This is a genomic window from Streptomyces sp. TRD_SC_5 (assembly GCF_056836825.1).
In genome coordinates, this window is sequence record NZ_JBWZZS010000001.1 from 6,889,292 (window position 1) to 6,905,539 (window position 16,248).

The 16,248-nt window shown below is 70.4% G+C and carries 17 protein-coding genes; 10 read left to right on the top strand and 7 right to left on the bottom strand.

Translation table 11 applies throughout. From position 1 onward, the window contains the following. Positions 1-90 precede the first annotated feature (90 nt). The 4 genes from AC1P0E_RS31415 to AC1P0E_RS31430 all read left to right on the top strand — a co-directional run bounded on the left by AC1P0E_RS31415 (position 91) and on the right by AC1P0E_RS31430 (position 5,217). Positions 91-1,515 (top strand): extracellular solute-binding protein, encoded by a 1,425-nt coding sequence (locus AC1P0E_RS31415; RefSeq protein ID WP_482745486.1) that lies wholly within the window; start codon positions 91-93, stop codon positions 1,513-1,515. A gap of 91 nt (positions 1,516-1,606) precedes the next feature. Then, positions 1,607-2,581, top strand: coding sequence for a carbohydrate ABC transporter permease (locus AC1P0E_RS31420; RefSeq protein ID WP_482745487.1), 975 nt, complete (start codon positions 1,607-1,609; stop codon positions 2,579-2,581). Positions 2,582-2,592: 11 nt separating this feature from the next. Next, a complete protein-coding gene (locus AC1P0E_RS31425) occupies positions 2,593-3,474 on the top strand; it encodes a carbohydrate ABC transporter permease (RefSeq protein WP_482745488.1) in 882 nt (293 codons plus the stop codon). Positions 3,475-3,603: 129 nt separating this feature from the next. Further along, positions 3,604-5,217 (top strand): glycoside hydrolase family 13 protein, encoded by a 1,614-nt coding sequence (locus AC1P0E_RS31430; protein WP_482745489.1) that lies wholly within the window; start codon positions 3,604-3,606, stop codon positions 5,215-5,217. A gap of 44 nt (positions 5,218-5,261) precedes the next feature. On the opposite strand, the gene AC1P0E_RS31435 is transcribed toward AC1P0E_RS31430, so the two are convergent. The 3 genes from AC1P0E_RS31435 to AC1P0E_RS31445 form a co-directional block, all read right to left on the bottom strand. Continuing rightward, on the bottom strand, positions 5,262-6,329 hold the full coding sequence (locus tag AC1P0E_RS31435; protein WP_482745490.1) for a fatty acid desaturase family protein: 1,068 nt from the start codon (positions 6,327-6,329) through the stop codon (positions 5,262-5,264). A 573-nt stretch (positions 6,330-6,902) separates the two neighbouring features. Further along, positions 6,903-8,318: a S41 family peptidase gene (locus AC1P0E_RS31440; RefSeq protein ID WP_482745491.1), complete on the bottom strand. Its 1,416-nt coding sequence runs from the start codon at positions 8,316-8,318 to the stop codon at positions 6,903-6,905. A gap of 123 nt (positions 8,319-8,441) precedes the next feature. Continuing rightward, complete coding sequence (locus AC1P0E_RS31445) at positions 8,442-8,918, bottom strand: NUDIX hydrolase (RefSeq protein ID WP_482745492.1); 477 nt, start codon at positions 8,916-8,918, stop codon at positions 8,442-8,444. 170 nt (positions 8,919-9,088) lie between these two features. On the opposite strand from AC1P0E_RS31445, the gene AC1P0E_RS31450 reads away from it, so the two are divergent. Continuing rightward, complete coding sequence (locus AC1P0E_RS31450) at positions 9,089-9,844, top strand: ZIP family metal transporter (RefSeq protein WP_482745493.1); 756 nt, start codon at positions 9,089-9,091, stop codon at positions 9,842-9,844. Between the two features lie 27 nt (positions 9,845-9,871). Here the strand turns inward: AC1P0E_RS31450 and AC1P0E_RS31455 are convergent, their stop codons facing one another. Beyond that, positions 9,872-11,107, bottom strand: a complete 1,236-nt coding sequence (locus AC1P0E_RS31455) for a sialidase family protein (RefSeq protein WP_482745494.1) — start codon at positions 11,105-11,107, stop codon at positions 9,872-9,874. 154 nt (positions 11,108-11,261) lie between these two features. Further along, complete coding sequence (locus AC1P0E_RS31460) at positions 11,262-11,765, bottom strand: metallophosphoesterase family protein (protein WP_482745495.1); 504 nt, start codon at positions 11,763-11,765, stop codon at positions 11,262-11,264. Positions 11,766-11,954: 189 nt separating this feature from the next. Here AC1P0E_RS31460 and AC1P0E_RS31465 point away from each other — a divergent pair, with 189 nt between their 5' ends. The 3 genes from AC1P0E_RS31465 (at position 11,955) to AC1P0E_RS31475 (ending at position 13,546) form a co-directional block, all read left to right on the top strand. Further along, positions 11,955-12,146 carry a DUF6381 family protein gene (locus tag AC1P0E_RS31465; protein ID WP_482745496.1) on the top strand — a complete coding sequence of 64 codons (192 nt, stop codon included), beginning with the start codon at positions 11,955-11,957 and terminating at the stop codon, positions 12,144-12,146. Between the two features lie 102 nt (positions 12,147-12,248). Then, the gene (locus tag AC1P0E_RS31470) at positions 12,249-12,392 is read left to right on the top strand and encodes a hypothetical protein (protein ID WP_482745497.1); all 144 of its coding nucleotides are present in this window, start codon (positions 12,249-12,251) and stop codon (positions 12,390-12,392) included. Next, a complete protein-coding gene (locus AC1P0E_RS31475) occupies positions 12,389-13,546 on the top strand; it encodes a carboxylate-amine ligase (RefSeq protein ID WP_482745498.1) in 1,158 nt (385 codons plus the stop codon). Before AC1P0E_RS31470 ends, AC1P0E_RS31475 begins: the two co-directional genes overlap by 4 nt. A gap of 11 nt (positions 13,547-13,557) precedes the next feature. Here AC1P0E_RS31475 and AC1P0E_RS31480 read toward each other — a convergent pair whose 3' ends face one another. After that, positions 13,558-14,322, bottom strand: a complete 765-nt coding sequence (locus tag AC1P0E_RS31480) for a 2OG-Fe dioxygenase family protein (RefSeq protein ID WP_482745499.1) — start codon at positions 14,320-14,322, stop codon at positions 13,558-13,560. A gap of 154 nt (positions 14,323-14,476) precedes the next feature. On the opposite strand from AC1P0E_RS31480, the gene AC1P0E_RS31485 reads away from it, so the two are divergent. Further along, positions 14,477-14,680 (top strand): hypothetical protein, encoded by a 204-nt coding sequence (locus AC1P0E_RS31485; protein ID WP_482745500.1) that lies wholly within the window; start codon positions 14,477-14,479, stop codon positions 14,678-14,680. Between the two features lie 98 nt (positions 14,681-14,778). Then, positions 14,779-15,606 carry a PhzF family phenazine biosynthesis protein gene (locus tag AC1P0E_RS31490; RefSeq protein WP_482745501.1) on the top strand — a complete coding sequence of 276 codons (828 nt, stop codon included), beginning with the start codon at positions 14,779-14,781 and terminating at the stop codon, positions 15,604-15,606. Here AC1P0E_RS31490 and AC1P0E_RS31495 read toward each other — a convergent pair. Further along, the gene (locus AC1P0E_RS31495; RefSeq protein WP_482745502.1) at positions 15,603-16,193 is read right to left on the bottom strand and encodes a CGNR zinc finger domain-containing protein; all 591 of its coding nucleotides are present in this window, start codon (positions 16,191-16,193) and stop codon (positions 15,603-15,605) included. The two genes, AC1P0E_RS31490 and AC1P0E_RS31495, sit on opposite strands and share 4 nt — an antisense overlap. Between the last annotated feature and the right edge of the window lie 55 nt (positions 16,194-16,248).

Sequence of the window (16,248 nt, forward strand, 5' to 3'; positions counted from 1 at the left end):
GCGGTCGCCTGTTCGCGGTGGTTGAGTGTGCGGCGCCCCGCTGTGTGTCAGCCGGGGGCCTTCCACGCTCATGCCCGAAGGGGTCCACCGATGAGAAGCACCTGGTTCCGCCCTGCTCGCCGGACCCGCCGCACGTCCGCGGCGGCCCTCGTCTCCGCGCTGGCGCTGACGGCCCTCGCCGCCTGCGGCACCAGCAGCAGCGACAACGACAACAACGGTGGCGGAGGCGGCGGATCGGCAGATCCGGCCGCGCCGCTCGACCCGAAGGCCAAGGTCACGCTCACCATGGACTGCATGCCGCCCGCGGCGAAGGCGGCGGAGCTGAGGCAGTGGAAGGAGGACATCAAGACGTTCAACGAGAAGTACCCGAACGTCAGGATCGAGGGGAAGTCGACGACCGGTCAGTGCAATGAGCCGGCGCGCTTCACCGCGGCGCTCAAGGGCAAGTCGCAGCCCGATGTCTTCTACGCGTACTTCAGTGACCTCCAGCAGGTGCTCGACAACGACGGCGCCGCCGACATCACGGCGTACGTCACCGAGAAGACGGTCCCGGCGCTCGGCAGCATCGACCCCGACGTGCTGGACGTCCACAAGAAGGACGGCAAGCTCTACGGCCTGCCCACCAGCAACTACACCATGGGCCTGCTGATCAACCGCAAGCTCTTCGAGCAGGCCGGCCTCGACCCGAACTCGCCGCCGAGAACCTGGGAAGAGGTCCGTACGGCGGCGAAGGCCATCGCGAAGCTCGGCAACGGCATCTCGGGCTTCGGCGAGTACAGCGCGGCCAACACCGGCGGCTGGCACTTCACCGCCACCATGTACGGCCTCGGTGGCGACGTCGTCACGGCCGACGGCACAAAGGCGGCGTTCAACAACGACCTGGGCAGGCGGATCGCGCGGAATCTGCACGACATGCGGTGGGAGGACGACAGCATGGGCAAGACCCAGCTGCTCAAGTGGGGAGACCTCCAGAAGCAGATCGCCACCGACAAACTCGGCATGTTCCTCGCCGCCCCCGACGACATCACCTACATGGTCCAGCAACTCGGAGCCACGTACGAGAACTTCGGCATGGGGCCGATACCCGGTGGCAAGGCGACCTTGTTCGGTGGCAACAACTACATGTTCAAGAAGGGCAGTTCGCCGGACCAGCTCAAGGCGGCCGTCGCCTGGGTGAACTTCAAGACACTCACGCCGGGCAAGGGTCAGTTCGACTGGGCCCGCTCCAAGGCGGACGAGCTGCCCGTCGGCCTGCCGCAGCCGAACTTCTGGACCGGCGACATCAAAACCAAGGACGCCGCTGAGCGCGCCGAGCACGCCACCATGCCGGTCGAGAACTTCAAGCCCTTCATGGACAACCCGGTCGCCGGAAAGGCCGAGCCGCCCAAGGCCCAAGAGGTCTACAAGGTCCTGGACAACGTGATGTCCGGCGTCCTCACCAACGAGAACGCCGACATCGACAAGCTGCTCTCCACTGCCGAGACGCAGGTCAACCAAGTGCTGGCGAAGCGGTAGCGGTAGCGGTAGCAGGCATGCGGGGCCGGGCCCAGCCTCCCGGACCCGGCCCCCGCGTTGTCCGTGTCCACGACGGCACCAAGGAGACCCGATGCCGGCCCCCACAGCCCCCACCACCCTGTCCGGGAACAAGGCGGTGAAACAGCGCCCCAAGAACCCCGGCAACACCCGGCCGCCCCGCTCCCGCGAGGACTTCGTGCAAGCTCTGCGGCGCAATCTGTCGGCGCACGGGTTCCTGATCGGGGCGGTCCTGTGCTTCGCGCTCTTCTCCTGGTACCCGATGGTCAGAGAGTTCCTGCTGGCCTTCCAGAAGACCGAGGACGGGCAGACCACCTGGGCCGGCTGGTCGAACCTGACGTACGTCTTCAACGACCCGGCGTTCTGGCAAGCCTGGCGCAACACCCTGCAGTTCACCGGCCTCGCGCTCGTGCTCGGCTTCGCGGTGCCGTTCTTCGTGGCCGTCCTGCTGAACGAATTCCGGCACGCACAAGGGGTATTGCGGCTCCTGGTCTATCTTCCGGTCATGCTGCCGCCGGTGGCGTCCGTCCTGCTTTTCAAGTACTTCTACGATCCGGGGTACGGCCTGTTCAACCGGATCCTGGAACTGCTCCACCTGCCGCCCCAGGACTGGCTCCAGTCCACCGACACCGCCATGATCTCCGTCGTGATCGCCGCGACGTGGATGAACATGGGCGGCGCGACCCTGATCTACCTGGCCGCGCTCCAGGGCATTGCGGGCGAGCTGTACGAGGCGGCCGAGCTCGACGGGGCCGGAATCCTACGCAAGATCTGGCATGTGACGATCCCTCAGACCCGGCTGATCCTCTCGCTGATGTTCCTCATGCAGATCATCGCCACGATGCAGGTCTTCACCGAGCCGTTCCTGCTCACCGGAGGCGCCGGCCCCGAGGGCTCCACGACCACCGTGGTCTACCTGATCTACCAGTACGCCTTCAACTTCAACAACTACGGCAGCGCGGCAGCTCTCGGCCTGGTCCTGCTCGTACTGCTCGCCGCCTTCTCCGCGGCGTACGTACGACTGAGCCGCGACAGCGACGACCAGTAAGGAGCCGGCTCATGACGGAACGCACCCGGACCCTCATCTCCCCGGCGCAGCTCGGCCGGACCCGCGGCAAAGTCCTCTACTGGGCCGTCTTTTCTGTGGTGATGCTGGGTTTCGTGCTGGTCTTCCTCGGTCCGCTGTACTGGATGGTCAGCGGCGGACTGAAGACGGCGCAGGAATTCGCCCAGAGCCCGCCCACCCTCGTCCCCGAGTCCGTGCACCCGGAGAACTACTCCGGCGCCTGGGACGTCATGGACCTTTCCCGGCTGCTGTTCAACACCTTCTACTACGCCTTCGGCGCGCTCGCCTTCCAGCTGGTGTTCGACGTCGCCGCCGCGTACTCCCTCTCCAAGCTCAGGCCGCTCTTCGGCAAGGCGATCCTCGGGATGATGCTGGCGACCCTGATGATCCCGGCGACCGTACTCGTCGTACCCCAGTACCTCACGGTGCTGGACGTACCGGTGATCGAACGCAATCTGCTCAACTCCCCGTGGGTGATCTGGCTTCCGTCGGTCACCAACGCCTTCAACATCTTCCTGCTGAAGAGGTTCTTCGACTCGATACCGCGCGAGCTGCTGGACGCGGCGGCGATCGACGGAGCGTCGCCGCTGCGGACCCTGAGGTCCGTGGTCCTGCCGATCTCGCGGCCGATCCTGGGCGTGGTCTCCATCTTCGCGGTGGTCGGAGTCTGGAAGGACTTCCTCTGGCCGCTGCTCACACTCCCGGACCCGGCCATGCAGACCCTCAACGTCGGGATCTACTCACTCGCCCAGGGCGTGCCCGAGAACTGGCTGATCGCCGCACTCGCCATCGCGTCCGCCCCGACGCTCGTCATCTTCCTGATCTTCCAGCGGAACATCATGAGCGGTCTGACCGCGGGCGGTCTGAAGGGCTGACCCGTCCGAAGGGCTGCCCCGTCCGCAGGACCACCCGCCACCCCTCAAGCACTCCGCCCCCGGCTCTCCTTCCGGCGCCCGCTGTCCGGAGCCGGTGGCGGAGTCCCACCTGCCCGAAAGGACCGTCACGTGGCAGCCATCCTCCCGTCCGAGGCCACCGCCGATGCCGACTGGTGGCGCTCCGCCGTCATCTACCAGGTGTACGTACGCAGCTTCGCCGACGGCGACGGAGACGGAACCGGCGATCTCGCCGGCGTACGGGCCAAACTGCCGTACCTCGCCGAACTGGGTGCCGACGCCCTCTGGTTCAACCCGTGGTACCTCTCGCCGCTCGCCGACGGCGGCTACGACGTCGCCGACTACCGCACCATCGACCCCGCCTTCGGCACGCTCGCCGAGGCCGAGAAACTGATCGCCGAAGCCCTCGATCTCGGCATCCGCACCATCGTGGACATCGTGCCCAACCACGTCTCCGACCAGCACGCCTGGTTCCGGGCCGCGCTGGCCGCCGGGCCCGGCAGCACCGAGCGCGAGTTGTTCCACTTCCGGCCCGGGCGCGGGGAGCACGGCGAACTGCCGCCCAACGACTGGCCGTCCCAGTTCGCCGGCGCCACCTGGACCCGCGTCCCGGACGGCGAGTGGTACCTGCACCTCTTCGCACCCGAGCAGCCCGACCTCAACTGGGCCCATCCGGCCGTACGCCGGGAGCACGAGGACGTCCTGCGCTTCTGGTTCGAGCGGGGCGTCGCGGGCGTACGCATCGACTCGGCCGCGCTGCTCGCCAAGGCCCCCGGGCTGCCCGACTTCGTCGAGGGCCGCGACCCGCACCCGTACATCGACCGCGACGAACTCCACGACATCTACCGTGCCTGGCGCTCGGTCGCCGACACCTACGGCGCCATATTCGTCGGCGAGGTCTGGCTGCCCGATTCCGAGCGCTTCGCCCGCTACCTGCGCCCCGACGAGCTGCACACGGCCTTCAACTTCACCTATCTGTCCTGCCCCTGGGACGCCGGGCTCCTCCGTACGGCCATCGAGGACACTCTCGCCGAGCACGCGCCGGTGGGGGCCCCGGCGACCTGGGTGCTGTGCAACCACGACGTGACGCGGACCGTCACGCGGTACGGGCGGGACGCCACCGGATTCGACTTCGCGGCCAAGGCCTTCGGGACACCCACCGACCTCGGCCTCGGTACCCGGCGGGCGCGGGCAGCCGCCCTGCTCTCGCTGGCGCTGCCGGGGGCCGTCTACCTCTACCAGGGCGAAGAACTCGGTATCCCGGAGGCGGATATTCCACTGGAGCGCATCCAGGACCCGATGTACTTCCGCTCGGGCGGCAGCGACCCGGGACGTGACGGCTGCCGGGTGCCGCTGCCGTGGACGGCGGATGCCCCGCACTACGGGTTCGGTCCGGCAGGCGAGCCGTGGCTGCCGCAGCCGTCGGGCTGGGAGGCGTACGCCGCCGACCGCCAGGCCGCCGATCCGGCCTCGATGCTCGCGCTGTACCGGACGGCGCTGCGGCTGCGGCGTACCGAGCCCGGATTCGGCGACGGCCCGCTGCGCTGGCTGACCGCTCCCGCGGGCGCCCTCGCCTTCGCCCGTACAGACGGCCTGATGTGCGTCGTCAACCTTGCCGCGGAGTCCGCCGAGCTTCCCGGCCACACCGGTGTCCTGCTCGCGAGCGGCCCGCTGGGCGACGAGGGGCGGCTCCCGCAGGACACGGCGGTCTGGCTGCGGGCCTGAGCGCCCGCTCTTCGATCTCCCGGCCCGCAGGCCCGCCGGTCGCGCTATGCCTTGGACAGGGCGGCGGCCGCGCGGGCCTCGCGGATCGGGGCTCCCGCCCGGTGCAGGCTGGTGAGCGCCTGCCGGTAGGAGGTGATCAGGCTGGTCTCCAGGTAGCTGATGCCCAGGTCCCGGCAGTAGTCGCGGACGATGATCTGGGCCCGCCGCAGATGCGGTGTGGGCATGCTGGGGAACAGGTGGTGCTCGATCTGGTAGTTCAGCCCGCCGAGCATCGTGTCGGTGAACCAGCCGCCGCGCACGTTGCGTGAGGTGAGCACCTGGCGGCGCAGGAAGTCGGGGCGGTCGTCACCGGTGAGGATCGGCATGCCCTTGTGGTTCGGGGCGAAAATGGACCCCAGGTAGACGCCGAACAGGCACTGGTGGACAGCCAGGAAGGCGATCGCCATGCCGGGCGGCAGCACCAGGAACAGCGCGGCCAGGTAGACCGCGAAGTGGCCGAAGAGCAGCGTGCCTTCGAGCGTGCGGTTCTTGAGCGAGCGGTTGGCCAGCGCCCGTACGCCCGCCACATGCAGGTTGAAGCCTTCCAGCGTCAGCAGCGGGAAGAACAGGAAGGCCTGCGAGCGGCCGAGCAGCCGGGGAAGGCCCTTGGACACGCGCGCCTGGTCCTGTGACCACACCAGTACGTCGGGCAGTACGTCCGGGTCGAGCTCCGCGTGGTTGGGGTTGGCGTGGTGGCGGGTGTGCTTGTCCTGCCACCATCCGTAACCCATGCCGATGCCGATGTTCCCGGCGATGCGGCCGGAGCGCTCGCTGGCCTTGCGCAGCCGGAACACCTGACGGTGGGCCGTGTCGTGGGTCACCAGCGCGACCTGGCCGAAGACCAGGGCGAGGAACGCGGCGACCGCCAGCGTCCACCAGCTGTCGCCGACGAGTACGAAGGCGACCCAGCCGCCGGCGTAGAGGGCAGCCACGGCGGCGATACGGGCCGTGTAATAGCCGGGACGGCGGCCCATCAGTCCGGCCGCGGTGACCTTCTTGGACAGCTGGGCGAAGTCACTGCCGGGTTTCTGCGAGGGCTGGGGCGGAGGTCGTACCGATGTCTGCACTGTCATGGTGATGAGTCCTTCCGGAGGCGGCAGGGGGGTATGGGGGCGGGGTTTCCCGAGGGTGCGCCGTGGGCGGGCGGCGCTCCAGCGGCATCGCGGGCGGCCGGGCGGGGACGCGGGCACGCGGTGGGGGCTCGCAGCGCCATGTTTTCGCGGATTTCGCGCGGCACCTTGGGTCTGGGGCGCCGATGGCCGGAAAGCAGCTGGGGGGTGGGTCGGCCGGGTCGGCGGTAGTGAGTGAGGGGGCTGATGGGCAGTGCGACCTTGCCTTCGGGTTCCTCTGCCTGGGGCCGTCGTCGGCCTTGTGAGTACGCGCGCCCCCGCTGTCGGCGGCATGGGCGGCGGCTCTTCCTCTGCCAACGGTAAACCACATGCGATCGGCGCCCCGGCCGGACCGGTCTTTTCCGCCCTTACGGGGCCCGCCGCAGGGCAGCCCGGACAAGGGCGGCCCTGCGGCGTGTACGCCGCGGCGCGGACGCCCCTGACCACGCCGGGGCGCGATTCGGGGGCCTGCGGGAGCTGAGGACCCCGGCCCGGAGGAGGGGCGTACTGGCCGCCCCACCGCCTTTTCCTCCTGTGTCACGAATCACTGTCGCGCAGTACCTCCATCGCCCGGTCGAAGGCCGAGTCGCGGTGGTGGGCGAATTCCTCGTCCGTGAAGACCGGTTCGCTCAGATGCGGCGGAATGCCCGGACCGTCGAAGGTGTGCCCGGACCGGGTGAGGAACTCCTCGTTGGGCAGCAGGAGGGTCCAGCCTCCCGGAAGCCGTCGCTCCAGTGCGTCCGAGAAGACGCCCTGCGTGGATTCCCCGACCCGGACGGTCCGGCCGGGACGGTCGATCAGGGCCTGCGTGAAGGTTTCGCCCGCACTGAACGTCGTGCCACCGGTCAGCACCGTGACCGGCCCCGTGTACCTGGGCTCGGCCGCGGGGCGTACGTACACGGGCTGCGGGCGCGTGAAACGGGTCGGATCGGCCGGGTCGTTGCGGGCCCGCTTGGCATAGGCGAAGTGCGGGCGGTCGGTGAGACGCGAGGCGAGTCGCAGCCCCAGGCTGTCGGACCCGCCGCCGTTGATCCGCAGATCGATGACCAGGCCCTTCAGCCGGGCCGTGCGCGCAGGGGTGAGGATCGCGTCGAGTGCCCGGTCCAGCTCCGCGCTGTTGGCGGCGAAGGTGTTGGCCTTCGTGTAGCCGCTGAACGCGGAGAGTCGGAGGTAACCCCGGCCGCCGGGCAGATCGGCGTACCCGATCCGGCCGCGCGCGAACTCCCGCAGCGGACGGCCGTCCAGGTCGCGCTCCTGGATGTACGCCTTGATCCGGTCCTCCAGCGCCTGGTCGGGGATGACGGTGCCGGGCCGGCTGCGGGCGAAAATCCCGGCGTCACCGGCGAGGAGGGCGACATGCGCGTCGTACAGCGGCGTCAGCATCTCCTGGAAGACGGCGAACAGTTCGGCGTCCGTGGTCCCGGCGTGGATCCGGGGCCGGTGGCGGTCCCGGACCGCGCCCCAGTCGATTCCCTTGGCCGCGAAGAAGGGGTAGTTCTCCTCGAAGGTCTGCCACAGGACGTCGAAGGCCGCCACCGGCCCGCCGGGCTGATCGCGCGCACAGGAGGCGGGGAGCGCCGGAACGCGCCGCAGGTTCCGCTCGTTGGGCGAGCCGTCCACCTGCATCGACGCCCGGTCGGGGTGCCGTCCGGATCGTACGGTGAAGACGTCCCCGTCGTCGGTCAGGTAGCGGGGCGACGCGCTGCCGCCGCCCGAGCGCTTGGCGACTTCGCCCTTGCGGCAACTGACCGAAGTGACCTGGTACTCCTGCAGCCGCCCTCGCTCGACGGACAGCACGGCGCCGTAACCGTCCACGCTCCACACCCCTGCCGGTGACCGGGACACGGCGCCGGCAGCGGGGGCGGCGGGAAGCGCCATGCTGCTGGTCACGGCCAGCAGCGCGGCCACGGCGACGACTTTGGCCACCTGATTCGATGAACTCCTGAGCTGCATGATCACGTCTCCCTCGGGCGGCCCGCGGTTCCGGTCCTGGTCGCGGTCCCGTCTCGTACGACCAGAATGGCCACCGCGGTACCGGCTGGGACATCCCGCTGGCCGGTCAGTGGGAGGTGGGGATTACCCCCGGCGGCCGTCGACGTGCCGTGCCAGCCGGTCGAGGAAGACGCGCTGGCCCGTCACGAGCCGCTCGTTGGCTTTCTCGGGCGTGCACCAGGCGACCTGATCGATCTCCGGGAACTCCCGCTGCACACCGGAGCCCCTCGGCCACTCCATGGTGAACGTTCCGAAATCGGCCAGGGCGGGGTCGAGATCCGCCTCGAGCGCCCAGACCGTGACGATCTTGCCGCTCGGCTGGCGCGACTCGCCGAGGGGAACGAGCTCTCCGTCGGGCACCGGCAGGCCGAGCTCCTCCGTGAACTCCCTGCGGGCAGCCGCCTCCGGTGTCTCGTCCGGCTCGTACTCACCTTTGGGGATCGACCAGGCCGCGGCGTCGCGGCCGGCCCACAAAGGACCACCCATATGACCGATGAGCACCTCGGCCCCGTCCTCCGAGGTCCGGAACAGGAGGAGACCCGCGCTTCGCTTTCCCGACATGCCGTCAAGTCTGGCGCCGGGACGGCGTGGTGTCATCGGGAAGGAGCCGTGTCGCGACCGGTTTCGGCCGGGGCGGGGACAGCGCCACTTGACGACGGCTTGTGGGCCCGTTGGTGTGTGCGGCGCCGCAGCCGGGCTGTTCACGGGTGGTTCCGGGGTACATGGGGCCCATGGAAGAAGTGGTGCTGGCGGGGATGTGGGGGCTGGTGGCCGGGTCGGCCCTGCTGCTCGGGGCGGCCCTGGGGTACGGGGTGCGGATCCCGCAGTGGGTGGTGGCGTCAGTGATGGCGTTCGGTGCGGGCGTGCTCCTCTCAGCGGTCTCCTTCGAGCTGGTCGAGGAGGCGTACGACCAGGCAGGGCTGGCTCCGGCAGCGGTCGGGACCGTGGGCGGTGCCGTGGCCTATACGGCGGGCAACGTATGGCTGGCGCGCCGCGGGGCGCGGCACCGCAAGCGTTCCGGGCGCCGGCAGTCCCAGCCGTCGGAGGCTCAACAGGCCGGCTCCGGCCTGGCGTTGGCGCTCGGCGCCCTGCTGGACGGTGTGCCGGAATCGGCGGTGATCGGCGTCAGCCTCGTCGACGGCGGGGCCGTCAGCATGGTGACGGTGGTGGCGGTGTTCATCAGCAACGTCCCCGAGGGCCTTTCGAGCTCCGCCGGCATGCGCCGGGCCGGGCGCAGCAAGAAGTACGTCTTCGGTATCTGGGGCGCGATCGCTGCCGCCAGTACGGTCTCGGCGGTCCTCGGCTACGCCGTCGTCGGCGGGCTGCCGACCGCGGTGGTGGCAGCGGTTACGGCGGTGGCGGCCGGTGCGATTCTCGCCATGATCGCCGACACCATGATCCCGGAGGCGTTCGAGGACGCCCACCTGGCGATCGGCCTGATCACTGTCAGCGGATTCCTGGTCTCCTTCGCACTGTCACACGCATGAGCCGCGCGACGCTTTCAGCATCCCGGATCACCACTCGGATGTCAGCGTGTCCGGGGGCAAGGGTGTGAAGCGGATGATTTCGTGGGTGGCCCGCGGCCCCGTCTCGTAGAGCAGGCCCACCGTGGCCGGGCCCGTCTGCACCAAGTCGGAGTAGCTCGCCGGGTCTTCCGACACGGTCCAGACCGGCCGCCACGTACGTCCGCCGTCGTCGCTGGCACGCACCTGCATTTGGCGGCGTTTGTCCGGGTCCGACGGGCCGGAGTACAGCAGCGGGCTCCTCCACGGCCGGCCCGAGACCTGAAGCACGCTGCCCTGGACCGTCGGGCCCGTCAGGCCGGGCTGGGGCCGGAAGGGGACGGACAGCGTCAGACCGCCGTCGGCCGTGTAGGCGTCGGCGCGGGAGCCTTCGGCGGTCCGGTCGTGGTCCCGGGCGTTGATGTAGACCGAGCCGCCCGGGAGTTCGGCCATCGTGCTCTCGTTGAGCGCGAGGGGGCCGTCGACCGACCCGCTCACATACCCGACGTGCCAGCTGTGCCCGCCGTCGTCGCTGTAGAGGGAGTGGGCACCGCTGCGCCCGGTAGTGCCCGAACTGTGGTTCGCGGGCACCAGCAGCCGGCCCCGGTGGCGCCCGTGCCGCAGGGCGGCCCCATGGCCGGGGCCGACGGCGTACCAACGCCAGTCGGAGGGCTTGACCGACGCGGTGATGTCCCGCTGCGGCGACCACGTCCTGCCGCCGTCGGCACTTCGCTGGACGTACACACGACGGACCGAGGCGGCGACCTCACCCGACGTCACCTGCCGCTTCGTGGCGCCGCCGAGGGTCCGGCACGTCACCAGCACGATGTCTCCGCTGCCCGCATCGATCAACGGCACGGGGTTGCCCACCGTGTCCTTCCCGGCGTCCGCGACCAACTGGAGCGGCTGCCAGGTGCATCCGCCGTCGAGGGAGCGCCGCAGGACCAGGTCGATGTCGCCGTCGTCCGCGGAGGAATCGCGCCGGCCCTCGGCGAAGGCGAGCAGCGCGCCGCCGGGTACCTGGAGTGCGGCGGGGATACGGAAGGTGTTGTAGCCGGACTCACGGGACCGGTAGGGCACGGACGCCGGGCACGGCGCGGCGTGGGCGTGGGTCACTTGGGAGTACGTCGCATTGCCGTACGTCGCCCGGTCGTACGCCGCCGGGGCGGGGGCCCGGGTCACCGCAAGCCCGGCGACCAGTGTCAGCAGAAGGGCCAGTCGCCGGCTGGCAGTGGCACGAAGTCTCATCGCGTCTCTCGTCCGGTGCGGCGTTCGCGGAGGTCCCAGGGCATGCGGGGGCCCGCCTGCGCCTGTCCGCATGGAACATAACGAGAGAAAGCGCGCGCGACTGCGAGCGCCACGCCTGCGGTGCGAAAGACATCGGACCGAGCCGCGTCGGGTGTCAGCGGCGCGGCGGGAGGCGGTGCAGGCGGACTTCGCTCAGCCGCCCGTCCTCAACGACGGCGGTCATGTAGGTGCAGTGGGGCTGTCGCCGCCGGTCGGTCGGCGAACCCGGGTTCAGCAGCCGCAGTCCGCCCGGCGCTGTGGTGTCCCACGGAATGTGACTGTGGCCGAACACCAGCACATCCAATTCCGGGAAGCGCTCCGCGCACCTGCGCTCGCGCCCCGCAGCGGCTCCGGTCTCGTGTACGACGCCGAAGCGCAGCCCACCGAGGCCGGCCCGCGCCACTTCGGGCAGCCGCGCGCGCAGGTCCGGTCCGTCGTTGTTGCCGTACACCCCGATGAGGAGCCGCGAGTGGGCTTCGAACAGGTCCAGTGCGGCCGCGTCCACCCAGTCGCCGGCATGGATCACGGCGTCGGCTTCCCGCACCCGCGCGAGGAGCTCGGGGGGCAGTTGCCGGGCGCGTTTGGGCAAATGGGTGTCGGACGTCAGCAGCAGGCGCACGTACACCACCGTAGGCGCACCCGCCGCCGGACGCCGGTGGCCGGCGGCTCGTGACGGGGCGTCTGTCGGAATCCTTGGGGAACGCTGTGGCCTGTGCGGATAGCGGTGGGTGACCGTTCGGAATGCGCAGGCGCGCCGGCACTGTTTCGCTGGTTCAGCCCGCTCTGTCCTGCGACCCGAGGAGTGATCATGAGCGCTGCAGGTGAGTCCGGCGGCCGTGCCCAGGAACTGCGCCGGAGGGCGCAGGAGATGGAACAGGCCGCGGAACGTGCAACCGACCCGGAGCAGCGCAAGCGGCTGAAGGGGAAGTCCCGCCACCTCAGAGAGCAGAGCGAGCAGGCGAGCAGCATGGGCGGCGGGGACATCTATCCCCCGCAGTAGCCGTTCCTGCGCATGACACCGGCCGGTGGCTGCCCCCGCGCCCCAGGCGCGCGCGAGGCCACCGGCCGGTCACTTGCCGGGGCGCCCGTCCCGAGGGGTGGCGTGACAGAACAGCACCGCCCCATCGCGTACAACACGCTGACGCGCCTGACGCACCGCTGGCGGGGCCGGTCCGCCGGTTTCGCCGGTATGGCGGTGGTGTGGGAAGCGACAGATCCGCCGAACCACGTGATGCTGATGCGGTGAACACTCACGACCAGGGGTCCAGCAGCACGGCGGCCGGCGCTGAGGCGCCCACGGTGGGAGTCGAGGAGGAGTACTTCCTCGTCCACCCCGCGACGCGCCGGATGGAGCCGGCGGGGGCCAGGGTCGTCGCGCGTGCCTCCGAGGTTCTGGGCGACCTCGTCTCGGGCGAATTCACCCAGTACCAGATCGAGGGGAAGACACCCCCCTGCTCCGGCGCCGACGAGCTGCGCAAGGAACTGACCCGGGTACGCGCGGCGGCCGTGGCGGCCGCGCGCGCCGAGGGCCTGCGCCTGTGCGCGTCCGGTACGCCGGTCATGGGAGGCGGAGTGCCGGCCGACATCGGTGACCACCCGCGATACCGCGCGGGGGCGGACCAGTACCGTGCCCTGCTCGACGACTTCGCCATCTCAGCCTTCCACGCGCATGTGCATCTGCCCGACCGGGAGGTGGCCGTGCTGGTCACCAATCACCTCAGGCCGTGGCTGCCGCTGCTGGTCGCGATGAGCGCCAACTCCCCCTTCCACCAGGGGCGCGACACCGGATACGCGAGCTGGCGTGCCGTGATGAGGAGCGGGTTCCCGTGCCTGGGGCCGCCGCCGTACGCCGCCTCGCCGGAGGAGCACCAGCGGCTAGCCGAGGCGATGGCGGCGTCGGAGGCCATGCTGGAAGCGGACATGCCGTTCTGGGACGTCCGGATCAACCCGCGACTGCCGACGCTGGAGATCCGCACCATGGACGTCCTGCCGGACATCGACGACACGGTGGCTCTCACGGCGCTGATCAGGGCGCTCGTGGTGACGGCGGAGGCGAAGGCCGTACGCGGCGACCCAGGCCCTCGTACGTCCAGTGAACTGCTGCGCGCAGCGTACTGGCGCGCGGCACGGGACGGCTGGTCCGGCGCGGGCGTCGACGCGCTGAGTGGGCACATCCTGCCCTCTTCGGTGCAGGCGGAGCGCCTCGTCGAGTACGTGCGTCCCGCTCTGGAGCAGTACGGGGAGATGGGCGAGGCGACGGCGTTCCTGCGGCGGCTGGCGGCACGGGGCTGCGGCGCGCAGCGCCAGCGTGCCGCGGCCGCCACGGGGGCGGGGCCCGGCGGCGCCGTGGACGAGCTGGTCGCGGCGACCGCAGCGGCGCGGTGGGCCTCCGCTCCGTGAGCGTGCCCGGCTCAGCGTGCCGTGAGCGTCGTGACCAGTACGTCGCGGCACGCGAGCCGGCCGGTGTCGAGCGGGCGGATCGGTGAGACCTGGTGCAGGGTGCGGCGGTCGTCACCGAGGAGCAGGGTTCCCGGCTCGCTGAGCGTCGTCGCCAGTACCTGCTTCCCGTCCGGGTCGAACACCGAGCTTTCACCCCCGTCGGCGTTGCGCCGGCCGATCAGCAGCGACGAAACGAGGGTGACGCCGTCCCGGTGCAGTCCTTCGGGGGTGGGCTTTCCCTGTCCGTCGGCCGCGGCGACGACACGGAAGGGATGCACCTTCACGCTCCATTCCGTCGTCCGGTCCAGGCAGGCCGCGAGTTCGCCCAGCAGCCTGATGACGGACAGCAGAACGGGGTCGGCCGCGAAGGTGTCGGTGAGCGGGTCGAAGTGACGGTCCACCTGGACGTAGAGCGGATTGGTGTCCTGCGGCTGTACGAACGGGACGTGCGGCAGGAGGGTCAGGTCTCCCGTGGCTCCCGTGAGTGAGAAGTGCCCGTAGCGCCGCAGCCGGGAGGTGCCGCTCTCGGCCGCGTACCTGTCGGGAGACAGATTCTCCCAGTGGGCGGCGAAACGGTCCCACGCAAGCCCGTCCGTTCCGGTGCACGCTCGCATGGTGTCCGGCGGCATCACATGCACGCCGGCCGAGGTCAGGGCCCCTCGGGCGGCCTTGAGCGAGGCGGTGCGGACCGGGTCGGGGGCGGCACCGGTGGTGGTGCCGTAGTCCGGGTCTTCCATTGACAACGTCCGTCCACTTCAGCGGTGCGGCGCCCTGCGGCGCCCCGGCTCTCCATGGTCGGGCGCCGGGTGACGGGCCGCATCCCGGCCGCGCCTCCGCACGGGCCTCGGTGGTGCGGTGCATCCGTTCGCCTCGGTGTGGGAGCATCCGGCCATGGATCTCTCACCTCTTGAGCTGGCCGTCCACCGTCTGCGCGACGCCGAAGCCGCGGCGGATGCCGCCCGCGCCGATGTGGAGACGGAGGCCGTCGGCGCGGTGCGCGAGGGCGCGCCGGTCGACGCTGTCTGCGAGGCGTCCGGGCTCACCCCGCACGACCTGCTGCGCCTGGAGAAGTCGGCGGGCGAACTCCCCCACTAGATGATCGGAGTGCGGATGGAGGCTCCGGGCGGAAAGTGAGTCCACTCTCCTCGAATTGGACTGCGCTTAGTTGTGATTGGCTTCGATATGGTCGCGGTATGCGTGTCCACGTCGTAGACGCCTTCACCGACCGGCCCTTCGCCGGCAACCCCGCGGGTGTGTGCCTGCTCGATACCGAGGACTGGCCTGAGGAGGTGTGGCTGCAACGTGTCGCCGCGGAGATGAACTACTCGGAGACTGCCTTCGCGAGGCGGCTCCCCGTCGGCGACGGTGCCGACTGGGAGATCCGCTGGTTCGCCCCGCTCGTCGAGACCAATCTGTGCGGCCATGCCACATTGGCCACGGCGCACACACTACGGCGGGAGCGTGGGGTTGACGGCGCGATGCGTTTCCGCAGCCGGTTCAGCGGCATCCTCACCGCTCATGCGCACGAGGACGGCAGCATCACCCTGGACTTCCCGGCCGCGCCCGTCACTGAAAGCCCGGTGCCGGAAGGTCTGTTGGAGGCTCTGGGGGTGAAGCCGGAGGCGGCCTTCCGCACCGGTGCGCTCGGCGATCTGCTGACCGTCCTGCCTGACGAGGGCACCGTCCGGGCTGTGACCCCCGACCTCGACGCGATGGCGGACATGACCCGCCGTGAGGGCCTGCGCGGTGTCATCATCACAGCCCCGGCGCCCGGTCCCGGCCTGGATTACGATTTCGTCTCCCGCTTCTTCTCACCTGCTGAGGGCATCCTCGAGGATCCGGTCACGGGCAGCGCCCACACCGCACTGGCCCCCTACTGGTCGGCGCGGATCGGCCGCGACGAGCTCACCGGCCTGCAGGTATCCGCGCGCACCGGCCTGGTCAGGACCGCCGTGCACGGTGACCGCGTCCATCTCACCGGGCACGCGGTCACCGTCCTCGACGGAACCCTGCACGTCTAACTGCTCGATTCAGCGGGATCGGCAGCACGCATGCGCGAGCGGTGGTAGTAGCGGGCGACGCGGGCCCGGTTGCCGCAGCGGGTGGGGGAGCACCAGCGGCGCCGGGGGTGAGCGGGCAGGAACAGCATGACGCAGTCATCGGCTTCGCACTCGCGCACCCGTTCCATCGCCGGACCGGCGAGCAGGTCGGTGGCGGCTTCCGCGAGGGCTGCGGCCAGCCGTACGGCGAGCGGTCCCGTGCGGCGAGCCGTGGCGGTGAAAGCGCCGCCGTGCCAGGTGAGTTCGCGGACAGCGGGGGCCGCGTGCTGCGCGTCATTGAGCGCGCGAAGCGCGGACGCGGGCGGCGGGTCCCCCCGCAGGTGGTCCCGGACGGCGGCAGCGGTGTGCTCGCGTACGGCGCGTACGGCTCGTACAGCGGCCGCGTCGGCCTCGGTCGCGTCGCCCCGCGCCTCCGCGAGCCGGTCTCCCTGGAGGTCGAGCCAGACCCGCAGCTGGGCGGGCGTCCCGAGCGAGTCGGCTCCGTACGAACGGGTGTTGACGAGGTCGAGGGCGAGGGGCTCGCCGGTCAGAGGCCCGGTATCACTCATGCGTCTAATGCTACATCCAGGTGTTGACACGTTAGTTCGCCACCCGTAGAACTAA

Bases quoted from the DNA above. Each gene is read 5' to 3' on its own strand.
- AC1P0E_RS31415 (WP_482745486.1), top strand. From the start codon at position 91: ATGAGAAGCACCTGGTTCCGCCCTGCTCGCCGGACCCGCCGCACGTCC.
- AC1P0E_RS31455 (WP_482745494.1), bottom strand. From the start codon at position 11,107: ATGAGACTTCGTGCCACTGCCAGCCGGCGACTGGCCCTTCTGCTGACA.
- AC1P0E_RS31450 (WP_482745493.1), top strand. From the start codon at position 9,089: ATGGAAGAAGTGGTGCTGGCGGGGATGTGGGGGCTGGTGGCCGGGTCG.
- AC1P0E_RS31445 (WP_482745492.1), bottom strand. From the start codon at position 8,918: ATGTCGGGAAAGCGAAGCGCGGGTCTCCTCCTGTTCCGGACCTCGGAG.
- AC1P0E_RS31440 (WP_482745491.1), bottom strand. From the start codon at position 8,318: ATGCAGCTCAGGAGTTCATCGAATCAGGTGGCCAAAGTCGTCGCCGTG.
- AC1P0E_RS31480 (WP_482745499.1), bottom strand. From the start codon at position 14,322: ATGGAAGACCCGGACTACGGCACCACCACCGGTGCCGCCCCCGACCCG.
- AC1P0E_RS31425 (WP_482745488.1), top strand. From the start codon at position 2,593: ATGACGGAACGCACCCGGACCCTCATCTCCCCGGCGCAGCTCGGCCGG.
- AC1P0E_RS31435 (WP_482745490.1), bottom strand. From the start codon at position 6,329: ATGACAGTGCAGACATCGGTACGACCTCCGCCCCAGCCCTCGCAGAAA.
- AC1P0E_RS31485 (WP_482745500.1), top strand. From the start codon at position 14,477: ATGGATCTCTCACCTCTTGAGCTGGCCGTCCACCGTCTGCGCGACGCC.
- AC1P0E_RS31495 (WP_482745502.1), bottom strand. From the start codon at position 16,193: ATGAGTGATACCGGGCCTCTGACCGGCGAGCCCCTCGCCCTCGACCTC.
- AC1P0E_RS31465 (WP_482745496.1), top strand. From the start codon at position 11,955: ATGAGCGCTGCAGGTGAGTCCGGCGGCCGTGCCCAGGAACTGCGCCGG.
- AC1P0E_RS31420 (WP_482745487.1), top strand. From the start codon at position 1,607: ATGCCGGCCCCCACAGCCCCCACCACCCTGTCCGGGAACAAGGCGGTG.
- AC1P0E_RS31490 (WP_482745501.1), top strand. From the start codon at position 14,779: ATGCGTGTCCACGTCGTAGACGCCTTCACCGACCGGCCCTTCGCCGGC.